12 protein-coding genes are annotated in these 12,403 nt (G+C 63.2%); 9 read left to right on the top strand and 3 right to left on the bottom strand.

The window, feature by feature from the left end; all coding sequences use genetic code 11:
- Positions 1 to 94: 94 nt before the first annotated feature.
- Both AC16XC_RS10570 and AC16XC_RS10565 read left to right on the top strand, forming a co-directional pair.
- Entirely contained in the window at positions 95 to 1,990 is a 1,896-nt protein-coding gene (locus tag AC16XC_RS10570) for an outer membrane protein assembly factor BamB family protein (RefSeq protein WP_484034621.1), read from the top strand.
- Positions 1,991 to 2,038: 48 nt separating this feature from the next.
- Positions 2,039 to 3,298 (top strand): MFS transporter, encoded by a 1,260-nt coding sequence (locus tag AC16XC_RS10565; RefSeq protein ID WP_484034620.1) that lies wholly within the window; start codon positions 2,039 to 2,041, stop codon positions 3,296 to 3,298.
- Between the two features lie 13 nt (positions 3,299 to 3,311).
- On the opposite strand, the gene AC16XC_RS10560 is transcribed toward AC16XC_RS10565, so the two are convergent.
- Positions 3,312 to 4,451: a sterol desaturase family protein gene (locus AC16XC_RS10560; RefSeq protein WP_484034619.1), complete on the bottom strand. Its 1,140-nt coding sequence runs from the start codon at positions 4,449 to 4,451 to the stop codon at positions 3,312 to 3,314.
- A 103-nt stretch (positions 4,452 to 4,554) separates the two neighbouring features.
- Between AC16XC_RS10560 and rpiB the strand changes: the two genes are divergently transcribed.
- The 7 genes from rpiB to rpsD all read left to right on the top strand — a co-directional run bounded on the left by rpiB (position 4,555) and on the right by rpsD (position 8,914).
- Complete coding sequence (gene rpiB, locus AC16XC_RS10555) at positions 4,555 to 5,004, top strand: ribose 5-phosphate isomerase B (protein ID WP_484034618.1); 450 nt, start codon at positions 4,555 to 4,557, stop codon at positions 5,002 to 5,004.
- Entirely contained in the window at positions 5,001 to 6,311 is a 1,311-nt protein-coding gene (glyA, locus tag AC16XC_RS10550) for a serine hydroxymethyltransferase (RefSeq protein WP_484034617.1), read from the top strand. The genes rpiB and glyA overlap by 4 nt, the downstream gene beginning before the upstream one ends.
- 2 nt (positions 6,312 to 6,313) lie before the next feature.
- The gene (locus AC16XC_RS10545; protein WP_484034616.1) at positions 6,314 to 6,538 is read left to right on the top strand and encodes a hypothetical protein; all 225 of its coding nucleotides are present in this window, start codon (positions 6,314 to 6,316) and stop codon (positions 6,536 to 6,538) included.
- 12 nt (positions 6,539 to 6,550) lie between these two features.
- Positions 6,551 to 7,012 carry a transcriptional regulator NrdR gene (gene nrdR, locus AC16XC_RS10540; protein ID WP_484034615.1) on the top strand — a complete coding sequence of 154 codons (462 nt, stop codon included), beginning with the start codon at positions 6,551 to 6,553 and terminating at the stop codon, positions 7,010 to 7,012.
- Positions 6,996 to 7,715 (top strand): RNA methyltransferase, encoded by a 720-nt coding sequence (locus AC16XC_RS10535; protein WP_484034614.1) that lies wholly within the window; start codon positions 6,996 to 6,998, stop codon positions 7,713 to 7,715. Before nrdR ends, AC16XC_RS10535 begins: the two co-directional genes overlap by 17 nt.
- 125 nt (positions 7,716 to 7,840) lie before the next feature.
- The gene (locus AC16XC_RS10530) at positions 7,841 to 8,104 is read left to right on the top strand and encodes a hypothetical protein (protein WP_484034613.1); all 264 of its coding nucleotides are present in this window, start codon (positions 7,841 to 7,843) and stop codon (positions 8,102 to 8,104) included.
- Between the two features lie 195 nt (positions 8,105 to 8,299).
- A complete protein-coding gene (gene rpsD, locus AC16XC_RS10525) occupies positions 8,300 to 8,914 on the top strand; it encodes a 30S ribosomal protein S4 (RefSeq protein ID WP_484034612.1) in 615 nt (204 codons plus the stop codon).
- A 50-nt stretch (positions 8,915 to 8,964) separates the two neighbouring features.
- On the opposite strand, the gene AC16XC_RS10520 is transcribed toward rpsD, so the two are convergent.
- Both AC16XC_RS10520 and tgt read right to left on the bottom strand, forming a co-directional pair.
- Complete coding sequence (locus AC16XC_RS10520; protein WP_484034611.1) at positions 8,965 to 10,923, bottom strand: alpha/beta hydrolase family protein; 1,959 nt, start codon at positions 10,921 to 10,923, stop codon at positions 8,965 to 8,967.
- Positions 10,924 to 11,003: 80 nt separating this feature from the next.
- Positions 11,004 to 12,128, bottom strand: a complete 1,125-nt coding sequence (gene tgt / locus AC16XC_RS10515) for a tRNA guanosine(34) transglycosylase Tgt (protein ID WP_484034610.1) — start codon at positions 12,126 to 12,128, stop codon at positions 11,004 to 11,006.
- Positions 12,129 to 12,403: the final 275 nt, after the last annotated feature.

Here is a 12,403-nt window from a genome sequence, read left to right as displayed (position 1 = left end):
GCTCCCGACCGGGCATCGCAAACAAGCCTTTGACCGGCGCCTGCCGACCGGATAGCCACCGTTTCTGCAGGCGTTTGGGAGAGGGCCTCGGTACATGAAGACAATTGAGGATCGGCGGGGCGGCCTTCGCCTGGTGATCGCCGTGATGCTGATCGGGGCCGCCGCCTTGCTCGGTCAGAAGCTGTTCGCACAGGCGCCCTTTGCATTGCCAACAGTCGACCCCGAGACGCTCGCGCAGGGGGAACAGGTCTATGCCGATAGCTGCGCCGCTTGCCACGAGAACATCGCCACCCATGCGCCGAGCAAGGTTTCGCTCGCCACGCTTTCGCCCGAAACGGTGCTGCACATCCTCACCGACGGGCGGATGAAGACACAGGCCGCCCAGCTCTCCACCGCGCAGAAGGAAGCAGTAGCACAGTCGGTGACCGGCAAACCCTTCGGCGCTATCCCGCCCGCCCCGCCAATGCCGCGCTGCACCGGTGCCGCCGCGCAATTCGATTTCAACGAACCCCCGATATTCGAAGGCTGGGGGCTCGATGCGCGCAACAGCCACGCGATCCCGACCGCGACCGCCGGGCTGACCCGCGCCAATGTCGGCAAGCTCAAGCTCAAATGGGCGTTCGCCTTCCCACAGGTGCTCGATGCCCGCTCGCAGCCGGCGCTGGCTGGCGGCGCGATCTATGTCGGGGGTTCGGACGGCACGCTCTACGCGCTCGACCGCGAGACTGGCTGCGTGCGCTGGACCTACAAGGCGACCGGGGCGATCCGTAGCGGAGTGGTGGTCGCCCCTTGGCGAGCGGGCGATAGCGCGGCCCGGCCGATGCTCTATTTCGGCGATGGCTTCGGCAATGCATACGGGCTCGACGCCCGCACCGGCGAGGAACGCTGGGTGAAGCGCACCGACACCCATCCCGCGGCCGGTTTGACCGGCACGGCGACCCTTTATGGCGACATGCTCTATGTCCCGGTCGCTTCGGTCGAGGAAGGCACCGCCGGACAGCCGAATTATGAATGCTGCACCTTCCGCGGATCGCTCCTGGCGCTCGACGCCAAGACCGGGGCGGAGCGCTGGCGAACCTGGCTGGTGGGCAAGCCCCTGCCGCGCGGTGTCGGAGAGAGCGGCGTGATGCGGTATGGCCCCTCGGGTGTGGCAACATGGTCGGCGCCGACGGTCGATCCGGATCGCCGCCTGGTTTACGTGGCGACAGGCGACAATTATTCGGATCCGGCTACCCCGCTGAGCGACGCGATCGTCGCGATGGATATGTATCGCGGAACCATCCGCTGGGCGACGCAGGTGACCCAGGGCGACGTGTGGAACGCAGGCTGCTTCTACCAGCCCAAGAATCCCAATTGTCCCGAAGGCGAAGGGCCTGACTACGATTTCGGCGCCTCCACCATCCTCGCCAAGGTCGATGGCAAGGATTACCTGCTGGCGGGGCAGAAATCCGGCATCGCCTATGCCTTCGATCCCGATACCGGCAAGGAGCTGTGGCAGACCCGAGTAGGCCGCGGCGGGATCTTCGGCGGCGTGCATTTCGGCATCGCTGCCGAGGGCGCGCGGCTGTTCGTGCCGATCTACGACGTTGGCGAGACGATCGACACCGACCTGCCCGCAATGCCCGGCCTCTACGCGCTCGACATCGCTTCCGGGTCGCGCCTGTGGTCGTCTCCGGCAGACAATATCTGCGGCACGACGCCGCTGTGCTCTCCTGGCTATTCGGCGGCGATCAGTGCCACTCCGGAACTCGTGTTCGCCGGTTCGACCGATGGCCACATGCGGATCTTCGATGCCGCCACCGGCGCGGTGTTGTGGGACGAGGATACCAACCGGCCTTACACCACCGTCAACGGCGTAACCGGCCACGGCGGCTCGATGAGCGGTTCAAGCGCACCGCTGGCGGTGGATGGAACGCTGATCTTCAACTCGGGCTATGCTTTCCTCGGCAAGATGCCGGGCAATGTCCTGCTGGTGTTCGAGGCGGAGTAGGCCCATCAAGTCACTGACATAAGGCCGCAGGCAGGGGGGAAGATCGCCATGGAAACGGGTGCCACATCAATATCGCAACAGGGTGGCGGAGGGCTGGCGAGCCCGCGTTACCAATCCCTGCTGGTCGCCCTGCTGGGGGTCAATATGGGGATCGTGTTCCTCGACCGGAACGCGTTCAACCTCCTGGCGCCGATGATCCAGCCAGAGTTCGGGCTCAGCAATACCCAGATCGGGATGATCACCGGCATCCTCGCGGCGACCTGGGCGCTGTCGAGCTTCGGCCTCAACCGGCTCGCCGACATCACCGGCAAGAGCAAGATGCTGCTGGTCGTCGCGACAATCGTCTTTTCGCTGGCATCGATCAGCTCGGGCCTCGCCGTCGGCTTCCTGACCTTGCTCGCAGCGCGCGCCCTGATGGGGCTGGCGGAAGGCGGGCTGCCGCCGCTCAGCACCCATATCGTCAGTTCCGAGGTCGCGCCCGAACGGCGCGGGCTTGCGATCGGCGTACTCTCGACCGTGGGCATCAACGCCATTCCGATGCTCGGCCCGATCGTGATCGTCGGGATAGGGACGCTCTATGGCTGGCGCGAGGCATTCTGGATCGCGGGTGTTCCCGGCCTCATCCTCGCGGGCCTGATCTGGATGTTCGTGCGCAACCCGCCGCGCAATGCGCTGCATGAGGACGCACCCAAAGGCAGCGTCATTCCCCTGCTCAAGGTCCGCAATATCCGCTTCACCATGGCGCTGGCGACGCTAAACATGACTTTCTTTGCCGGATTCCTCGGCTTCGGGCCGCTCTATCTCGTCAACGTGCTCGGGCTCAGCAACGAAATGATGGGCATCGTGCTGACTTCATCGGCGGCGGCCGGGATCTTCTTCGGCTTCTTCTTCCCGATGCTGTCCGACCGCGTGGGCCGGAGACCGGCGATCATCAGCAGCTTCCTTGTGGCCGCCCTGGGAACGGTCCTTCTCGCGACCAGCGACGGCAATCTGGCGCTCGTGTTCATCGGAGCCATGCTGGCAGGGGCAGGCTCGACCGGTTCGGGCATCCTGATCATGGTCGTCATACCCGGCGAATCCGCCCCGCCCCATCTCAAGGCGACCGCCATGGGCTTCAACGCGGCGGTCGGCGAAATGCTCGGCGCAGGCGCGATGCCGATCGTAATCGGCCTGTTCGCAGACGAGTTCGGACTTTCGATCCTGCCCTGGTTCCTGCTGGTGGTGATTGCGCTCCTGGTCGCGGTGACGCTGGGCCTGAGGGAGACCGCCCCGCGCCTGGTCGAACGGGCGGCTGCCGCTCCGGCCTAGCCGAAAGAGCGCTTCACCTGTGCCAGAAGGGCCAGACCAGCTGGCGGAAGAAGCCTTCCGGCGCGGTGATGCCGTCTACACCATAGCCGGCGGGCCATCGATCATCCGGCAGGTAATGGGTTCCGAACCAGCGATCGAGCATCGGCAGGTGGACCGCGAAATTCTTGTCGCGGGCATCGCTTTCGATCGCGTGGTGCCAATGGTGAAAACGCGGCATCGCGATCCACCGCTCAAGCCAGCGGGCGCGGGGCGCGAAATTCGCATGGATGAAGACCGCGTGCACCGAAACCAGTGCCAGATAGGCGTAGATCGCAGCCTGCTCGAACCCAACGACCAGCAACGCCAGCAGCACCAGCCCCCTTGTCGCGATCACATCCACAAGGTGCAGCCGCGATCCCGCCAGCCAGTCCATCGTCTCGGCCGAATGATGCACTGCGTGGAAACGCCACAGGAACGGCACGGCGTGGAACGCGCGGTGGACCCAGTATTGCATCATGTCCGCCACCAGCACGCAGGCGACGAATTGCAGCACGATCGGGATATCCGCCACCGACCGCTGCAGGACCGGGATCGCGATCACCGATCCGAGCCAGACGGCCGGCGCCAGCACCAGCACGCTCATCAGCTGGACCAGAGCGTGGCTGAAGAAGAAATACTGCGAGTCGGTCAACCAGCCGCGCCGGAAAGGTCCCTGTTCGCGCCGCAAGGCGAACAGCCGTTCGAGCGGCACGAACAGCACGGCGGTGGAGAGCGTGCCCAGTATGAACCAGTCGAGACCCAGATAGACTGCATTGCCGCCTGCCCGGCCGATCTCGACCCCGCCCGCGCCCAAGGCCAGGGCGAGGGTCGCCAACATCAGCCCGGTGACTCCCAGCGTCTTCTTTCGCCGGAGAAGCAGCGAGAGCCCCGAAAGCGCCAGCACCGCGAAGATCGACAGATCGATCGCCAATCGGACCAGTTCGAGCGGGTAAAGGCCGCGCAGTTCGGGCAGGGTCAGCCATGCGGGAAAATGCAGGCACAGCACGGCCGCCACGCTCAGCAGGCCGAGCAACACCGCCAACACGCCGCTGATCCAGCCGGTGCCGAACCGGCGCGGCGCCGCGTCGGCGAAGATGCGCGTCAGCCAGAGTTCCGCCGACCAAGAATTCCGCACTGCCAATTCCCGCCCTCCCCGGTCCGTCTGGTAAAGCCCCTCTCTTGGGGAACAAAGGCTTTTTGCGGTGGCACAGTGCGACCCAACTCCCTATGGGGGCGCCATGAAAATCGTTATCGCTTCCGATCATGCCGCTGTCGCGCTCAAGGCCGAGCTGGCCGAGTGGCTGCTCGAGCAGGGCCACGAGGTCAACGACCTCGGCCCGAACTCGACCGACAGCGTCGATTATCCCGACTATGGCTACGCCCTGGCCGAAGTGATTTCCTCGGGCGGGGCCGAGCGGGGCGTTGCATTATGCGGCACCGGCATCGGCATCTCGATCGCGGTCAACCGCTTGCCGAAGGTGCGCTGCGCGAGGGTATCCGAACCGCTCTCGGCCAAGCTCGCGCGCGAGCACAATGACGCCAATGTCATCGCGATGGGCGCGCGGATCATCGGCGTCGAAATGGCCAAGGCCTGCCTCGACGCCTTCCTCGCCACGGATTTCGGCGGGGATCGCCACCAGCGCCGGGTCAACAAGCTTTCCAATCCCCCGCAGGAACCCCTGAAATGAGTTCTTCGCCTGCCGACATGACCGACCACTTACAGCATTTCTGGCACGATACGCTGGAACAGGCCGATCCCGAGGTCTATTCCGCGATCCGCAAGGAACTGGGCCGACAGCGCGACAAGATCGAATTGATCGCGAGCGAGAATATCGCTTCGCCCGCCGTCCTCGAAGCGACCGGCTCGGTCTTCACCAACAAATATGCCGAAGGCTATCCGGGCAAACGCTATTATGGCGGCTGCGAATATGCCGACATCGTCGAGACGCTGGCGATCGAACGGGCGAAGAAGCTGTTCGGCTGCCAGTTCGCGAATGTCCAGCCCAACAGCGGCAGCCAGATGAACCAGGCGGTATTCCTCGCGCTGCTGGAACCCGGCGACACCTTCATGGGCCTCTCGCTCTCGGCGGGCGGGCACCTCACCCACGGCTCGCCCGTCAATATGAGCGGCAAATGGTTCAATGTCGTGCCCTACGGCGTGCGCCGGGAAGACCAGCGGCTCGACATGGACGAGATCGCCCGGCTGGCGCATGAGCACAAGCCCAAGCTGATCATCGCCGGGGCAACTGCCTATCCGCGCCATTGGGATTTTGCCCGGTTCCGCGAAATCGCGGACGAAGTCGGCGCCTGGCTGCTGGTCGACATGTCGCATTTCTCGGGGCTGGTCGCGGGCGGAGCGCACCCCCACCCCTTCCCGCACGCCCATGTCGTGACCACGACCACCCACAAGAGCTTGCGCGGTCCGCGCTCGGGGATCATCCTCACCAATGACGAGGACCTTGCCAAGAAATTCAACATGGCGGTGTTCCCCGGCATGCAGGGCGGCCCGCTGGTGCATGTGATTGCCGCCAAGGCGGTCGCCTTCCACGAGGCCTTGCGGCCCGAATTCCGGACCTATGCCGCGCGGATCGTCGAGAATGCCAAGGCGCTTGCCGCGAGCCTCGCCGAAAACGGCCTCGGTATCGTTTCCGGCGGGACCGACAACCATCTGATGCTGGTCGACCTCACGGCCAAGGATGTGACCGGCAAGGCCGCCGAAAAGGGCCTCGATCGCGCCTATCTGACCTGCAACAAGAACGCGATCCCGTTCGACCAGCGCTCGCCCTTCATCACTTCGGGCGTCAGGCTTGGCTCACCCGCCGGCACGACGCGCGGTTTCGGCCCGGCCGAGTTCCGCAAGGTTGGCTCCCTGATTGCGGAAGTGGTAGAAGGTTTGCGCAAGAACGGCGACGAAGGCGACGCGCAGGTCGAGGAAAGCGTCCGTCGCCGCGTCTCAGAATTGTGCGAAGCGTTCCCAGTCTATCCCGGGAGGTAGTGATGCAGGAGCCTGACAACAGGAATGGCGGCAACGAGCTGATCGAGGCCGCAAAGAGCGAAATCTCGGCAATGGGCAAGCAGGGGATGGATCATCCCTCGACCAAGCCGGTCCTGATCGGTGCGGCGATCGGGGCCGCTGTCGGTTATTTCCTGCTTGGCGGTTCGTGGTTCCTCGGACTGTTCGTTGGTGCCGCGATCGCGCTTTACCAGCGGATCAAGAAATAGGCCCACGCAACAATGCGATGCCCGTTCTGCGCGCATGACGACAGCCAGGTAAAGGATTCGCGCCCGACCGAGGACAACACGTCGATCCGCCGCAGAAGGCAGTGCGAAAGCTGCGGTGCCCGCTTCACGACTTTCGAGCGCGTGCAGTTGCGCGACATCACCGTGATCAAGAGCGACCAGCAGCGCGAGGCGTTCGAGCGCGCCAAGATCGAGCAATCGGTTGCCCTGGCCTGCCGCAAGCGGAGCATCCCGCAGGAACGGCTCGACCAACTGGTCTCGGGGATCCAGCGGCAAGTCGAGACCTTGGGCGATGCCGAAATCCCGTCCTCGCGGATCGGCGAAATGGTGATGGACGGTTTGCGGCAGCTCGACAGCGTTGCCTATATCCGCTTCGCCAGCGTCTATCGCGATTTCTCCGAAGCGCGCGATTTCGAGGAATTTGCCAGCAGCGTGCGCGATGTCGGCAAGGGCTGAACCGCCGATCATCGTGCTCGTGCGCCCGCAACTGGGCGAGAATATCGGCAAGGCGGCCCGGGCAATGCTCAATTTCGGGCTTACCGAATTGCGGCTGGTATCGCCGCGCGACGGCTGGCCCAACCCTTCCGCCGGGCCGGCGGCCTCGGGGGCCGATAGCGTGCTGGAACAGGCGCAGGTTTACGAAACCACCGAAGCGGCGATCGCCGACTGCAGCCATGTCTATGCCACCACCGTGCGCAAGCGCGGCGTCACCAAACCGGTTGTCACGCCGGAAAAGGCGGCGGGCGAAATTGTCGCCCAGCAGGGACGCAGCGCCATCCTGTTCGGACGCGAAGCCAGCGGACTCGAGACGGAGGATGTCGCGCTCGCCAAGGCCATCCTGACGGTCCCGATCAATCCCGATTTCGGCTCGCTCAACCTCGCCCAGGCGGTGATCCTGGTCGCCTATGAGTGGTCGAAGCATCGCCAGCTGGTCCTGCCGACACTGGAAGACCTGCCTCCTCCGGCCACGCAGGAGGAACTGGAAGGTATGATCGGGCAGTTCGAGGAACTGCTTGAACCAAAGGGCTATTTCCGGCCCAAGAGCCGTGCGAAGGCAACGAAGCTGACCTTGCGGAACATCCTCACCAAGCCGCAATGGAACGCGCTCGAGGTCAGGACCCTGCGCGGCGTCCTTTCCGCGCTGTCTCGAAACTCCTGATATTCGAACATATCGTTGATTATGTCCGAAACAATTGACGTGGCGGGTCATATCGTTAGTGTTCCGCTCACCCTATGTTCAGGATTTTCCTTCCATGGATATTTGGAAGGCAACGGAGAGTAATAATGAGACTGATTTGGATGGCAGCAGGAATTGCACTTGCGGCGGCCGGCACCGCTCATGCGCAGGACAGCGATAGCGCAGAGTCCAAGGAAGAAAAGGTCATCTGCAAGACCGAAAAGGTCCTTGGCTCGCGGACGAAGACCAAGAAGATCTGCATGACCCAGGTGGAATGGGACAGACTGGCGGCCGAGACGCAGCAGGACGTGAATAACCTCACCCGCAACCGGCAGCTTGGCGGCGAAACCGGCACCGGCGGACCGGGCTGAGCCATTCCCGATTGACTTTTCGACTGCGAGCGGCCATTGGCGCCGCTCACTTGGGAGCCCGCCGGATTCCGGCGGGTTTTCCGATTGGCCCCGCATCCGGGTGAAGCGGTGGCCGCGGCGGGCAAATGCCTCGCCGGTGCGTTCCCGGATCCAGGTGCCGCCATTGGGGTGGCGCGAGCAAATTGGAGACGACTTATGTCGAAGCGCAAGAGCGCCAAGCACAAACTCGATCGCCGCATGGGCGAGAATATCTGGGGCCGGCCGCACAGCCCCGTGAACCGCCGGAGCTATGGCCCGGGCCAGCACGGCCAGCGCCGCAAGGGCAAGACGTCGGATTTCGGCCTGCAGCTGCGCGCCAAGCAGAAGCTCAAGGGCTATTACGGCGACGTGACCGAAAAGCAGTTCAAGCGCACCTACCAGGAAGCGTCGCGCATGAAGGGCGATACCGGCCAGAACCTGATCGGCCTGCTCGAACGCCGGCTCGACATGGTCGTGTATCGGGCGAAGTTCGCCCCGACCGTGTTCGCCGCCCGCCAGCTTGTCAGCCACGGGCATATCCGCGTCAACGGCGTGAAGTGCAACATCGCCAGCCGCCGGATCGATGTCGGCGATATCATCTCGCTCGGCGGCAAGGCCAAGGAAATGGCGCTGGTGATCGAGGCCCAGGGCCTGCCCGAGCGCGATATTCCCGACTATGTGGTTCCCGACGGCAACGACAAGGTTTCCTTCAGCCGCATTCCGACGCTCGACGAAGTGCCCTATCCGGTAACGATGGAGCCCAACCTGGTCGTCGAATTCTATTCGCGCTGACCCTCATACAGCTGCGAAAATCGGGGGCGGTCCGCAAGGGCCGCCCTTTTTTATCGGCCCAACCAGTTCGCAAGAAAGCGATCGATATCCATCAGCATGTTGGCGCGCGCCCAGGTGTCATCGATGTAATGATCGCGCCCGTCATACTCGACAAGATTGACCCATTTCCCTGCCTCGCTTAGCCGGTTGCGCATCAACCTGGACTGGCTGACACCGACGTTCTGGTCCTCCGACCCGTGAAACAGCAAGACCGGCGCCCCGAAACGCTCCGCGTTCCTGGCAGGGCTTCCTTCCCGGATATGCGGGCCATCGCCGATCATGTCCGAAACCAGTCGGAAGTTCGTGAAATCGCGGCTTTCCTCGCGCAGTGCCTCGAAGTCGGTAACCGGAGCAATCGCGACGACGGCCTTGTACAGATCGGGATCGAGAACCTGAGACTGCAAGGCGGCGTAACCTCCATACGACCAGCCCACGATTGCCAGCCTTTGGGGATCGGCGATACCTTGGCCGGCAAGCCATCGTCCGGCATCGTTCACATCGCTGACGGCCACCCGCCAGGCCTGGAATCCGTTGCGCCCGAACCAGTCGGACCCGTATCCCGCCGATCCGCGATAATTTGGCTGGAGGACCGCGTAGCCACGCGCGACGAAGAACTGAACCAGCCAGTCAAAGCCCCACTCGTCCCGTGAACTGGGCCCTCCATGCGGCATGACAATCGCCGGGAGGTTTCTCTCATCCGAATTCGGCGGGAGCGTCAGATAGGCCGGGATCATGGTCCCGTCGGATGCCGGGAATTCGATGGGCCTCATTTTGCCCATTTCCCGTCCAGCCATGCCTTGCCGGACCGGCAGCAATTCCGAGAGCTGCCTGGTTTCCTTTTCGTAGAGGTAGATCATGCCCGGATCGACGTCGCTCGAGGCAATGATCAGCAGGCGCGATTCATCGGCACTGGCATCGACAATGTTGACCAGAGGCTGGCCGGGAAGGGCCGCACGAAGTGCGGACGACAATCGCGCGAGCTCCTGGTCGAAATAGGCGATCTCGCGCTTCTCCGTGGCATAGCTTGCGCCGACCACACGTTTCTTCCTGCCGATGCGGATAAAGGAATCGACGTCCGCATCGTCTCGCGAAAGCAGGATTTCAAGCTTGCCATTGCCATCAAGCGAAACAGTTGCCGCCGCATCGAAGCCGCCGACATCGACAAAACCGTAAGCCACGTTCCTGGCCGCATCTGCAGCAACCGGGTAGAACTCCTGTTCGCTATCGGCGAGCTTCAATTCCTCCCAGCGCCTTGAATCGGCGGGCCGATAGAAATAGCTGCGATCGTCCCGACGATAGCCGCTGCCGTCGAGCTCTTGCCTGACCTTCAGACGCACCTGGCCATTTTCGTCCGCTGTATAGCTGACGATCGCCAAATCCGGGTTTTCGACCTTCTTGCGCTTGCCGTTGGTGACATCGACCGTTTCGACGCCAAGCCCCAGGTCGGTCTCACCCAATCTGGTCCCGGTGGAGATCTCCGGCACCCAGTTGCGGGTCATGAGTACGCCGTTGGGTTCGTCTTCGAGATCGAGCGCAAGGATGGTGCCGCCAAACTGCTGCAATCGAGTGGCGTTTCGGCTGTCTTCGGCGGTCAACTGGACAGCTTCCTTGCCCTGGTCATCGATGGCAACCAGGCGTGTGAAGCTCAGATAGTTCCCGTCATTCTTGAATATATAGAGAACCCTGCAGGCAAGCCGTTCCTCGTTTGCCCATTCGCAACTGAGCAATTGGGAATCCGGGTCTGCATGAGCCAGAATCGTCCGCGGTTTTCCGCCGCCGGAGCCCAACTCCACGATATTGAGCGCTTCGGTCGAATGGGCAACCGTCGTCAGATAGGCGATCCGGTTACCGGAAGGAGAGATGCTGATATCGAGAACGGTGGGCGGCGTGCCGAACACGGTCGCGACTTCCTCCAGCGGTTCCTGGGCGAACAGCGGTGAGGCGTAAGGACCCCCGGCTGCAATCGCCAAAGCAAATGCAATTCTTCTCAATTGAGCCCCCTCGAAGTTCCAGTTTGCTTGATAGCGACTCAGAATTCAAAGTGAAGGAATCATTTTTGTATGTAGTTGGACCTGAATTCGGATACGAATTTCGAAAAGCACTGTTTGGCGATCGCATCGCGCATCGCCTGCATCAGGTCCTGGTAGAACGTCAGATTGTGCTCGGTCAGCAGCATCGCGCCGAGGATCTCGCCGCATTTTATCAGGTGGTGGAGATAGGCGCGGCCGAATTGCGTGCAGGCCGTGCAGCGGCACGCTTCATCGAGCGGAGCGGAATCTTCCGCGTAGCGCGCATTGCGCAAATTGAGCGGGCCCGACCAGGTGAAGGCCTGCCCATTGCGGCCCGAACGGGTCGGCAGCACGCAATCGAACATGTCGATCCCGCGTTCGACCGCGCCGACGAGGTCGTCGGGCTTGCCGACCCCCATCAGGTAGCGAGGCGCGGATTCCGGTAGCTGACCAGGGGCGAAATCGAGCGTCGCGAACATCGCTTCCTGGCCCTCGCCGACCGCCAGGCCTCCGATCGCATAACCGTCAAACCCGATTTCGGTCAGCGCCTGCGCGCTGCGCTTGCGATGCTCCTCGTCGAGCGCGCCCTGCTGGATGCCGAACAAGGCTGCTCCTGCCGCATGTTCGCCACCGGCGTCGAATGCATCGCGGCTGCGCCTGGCCCAGCGCATCGAGAGCTCCATGCTCCGCGCAATGACATCGCGCTCCTGGTCGGCGCGCGGGCATTCGTCGAACGCCATGACGATGTCCGAACCCAGCAGGCGCTGGATCTCCATCGAACGTTCAGGCGTCAGCAGGTGCTTCGTTCCGTCGAGATGGCTCTGGAACGAGACCCCTTCCTCGGTGATCTTCCTGAGCTCGGCAAGGCTCATCACCTGGTAGCCGCCACTGTCGGTCAGGATCGGCCGCTGCCAGTTCATGAAGCGATGCAGCCCGCCCAGCTTCGCGATCCGCTCGGCTCCGGGCCGCAGCATCAAATGATAGGTATTGCCGAGGATGATATCGGCGCCGGTCTGGCGAACGGCTTCGGGCTTCATCGCCTTGACCGTCGCCGCAGTCCCGACCGGCATGAAGGCCGGTGTGCGGATTTCGCCGCGCCGCATCGCAATTGTGCCCGTGCGTGCCTTGCCGTCGGTGGCGTGGATGGTGAAACGGAAACGAGTCATTTCCCGCGTTTACAGAGGCAGGCGGGGGGCGCAAAGCATCCTTCGAGACGCCTTCAGTCCAAGTCTTCAGGCTCCTCAGGACGAACGGCACAAAAAGTCCCGAGGAGGGTTTGAGGCCGCAGGCTGAATGCCCCCTCGAAGGACCTAACCGCGCAAGCGCCAGCCGGTGCGGAAGATCACCGCGATCACCACGACGCAGATCGCGACAAAGCCGAGCGTGGCGCCAAAGGCGATCCCGATCGGGACGTCGGAAGACTCGGTGAAGGTCCAGCGCA

This window comes from Candidatus Andeanibacterium sp. (genome assembly GCF_057143545.1).
Note: the sequence above shows the minus strand (reverse complement) of the source record. Positions and strands in the feature narration are given on the sequence as shown.

Coding starts and splice junctions, on each gene's coding strand:
- AC16XC_RS10570 (WP_484034621.1), top strand. CDS start 95: ATGAAGACAATTGAGGATCGGCGGGGCGGCCTTCGCCTGGTGATCGCC.
- AC16XC_RS10565 (WP_484034620.1), top strand. CDS start 2,039: ATGGAAACGGGTGCCACATCAATATCGCAACAGGGTGGCGGAGGGCTG.
- rpiB (WP_484034618.1), top strand. CDS start 4,555: ATGAAAATCGTTATCGCTTCCGATCATGCCGCTGTCGCGCTCAAGGCC.
- glyA (WP_484034617.1), top strand. CDS start 5,001: ATGAGTTCTTCGCCTGCCGACATGACCGACCACTTACAGCATTTCTGG.
- AC16XC_RS10545 (WP_484034616.1), top strand. CDS start 6,314: ATGCAGGAGCCTGACAACAGGAATGGCGGCAACGAGCTGATCGAGGCC.
- nrdR (WP_484034615.1), top strand. CDS start 6,551: ATGCGATGCCCGTTCTGCGCGCATGACGACAGCCAGGTAAAGGATTCG.
- AC16XC_RS10535 (WP_484034614.1), top strand. CDS start 6,996: ATGTCGGCAAGGGCTGAACCGCCGATCATCGTGCTCGTGCGCCCGCAA.
- AC16XC_RS10530 (WP_484034613.1), top strand. CDS start 7,841: ATGAGACTGATTTGGATGGCAGCAGGAATTGCACTTGCGGCGGCCGGC.
- rpsD (WP_484034612.1), top strand. CDS start 8,300: ATGTCGAAGCGCAAGAGCGCCAAGCACAAACTCGATCGCCGCATGGGC.
- tgt (WP_484034610.1), bottom strand. CDS start 12,128: ATGACTCGTTTCCGTTTCACCATCCACGCCACCGACGGCAAGGCACGC.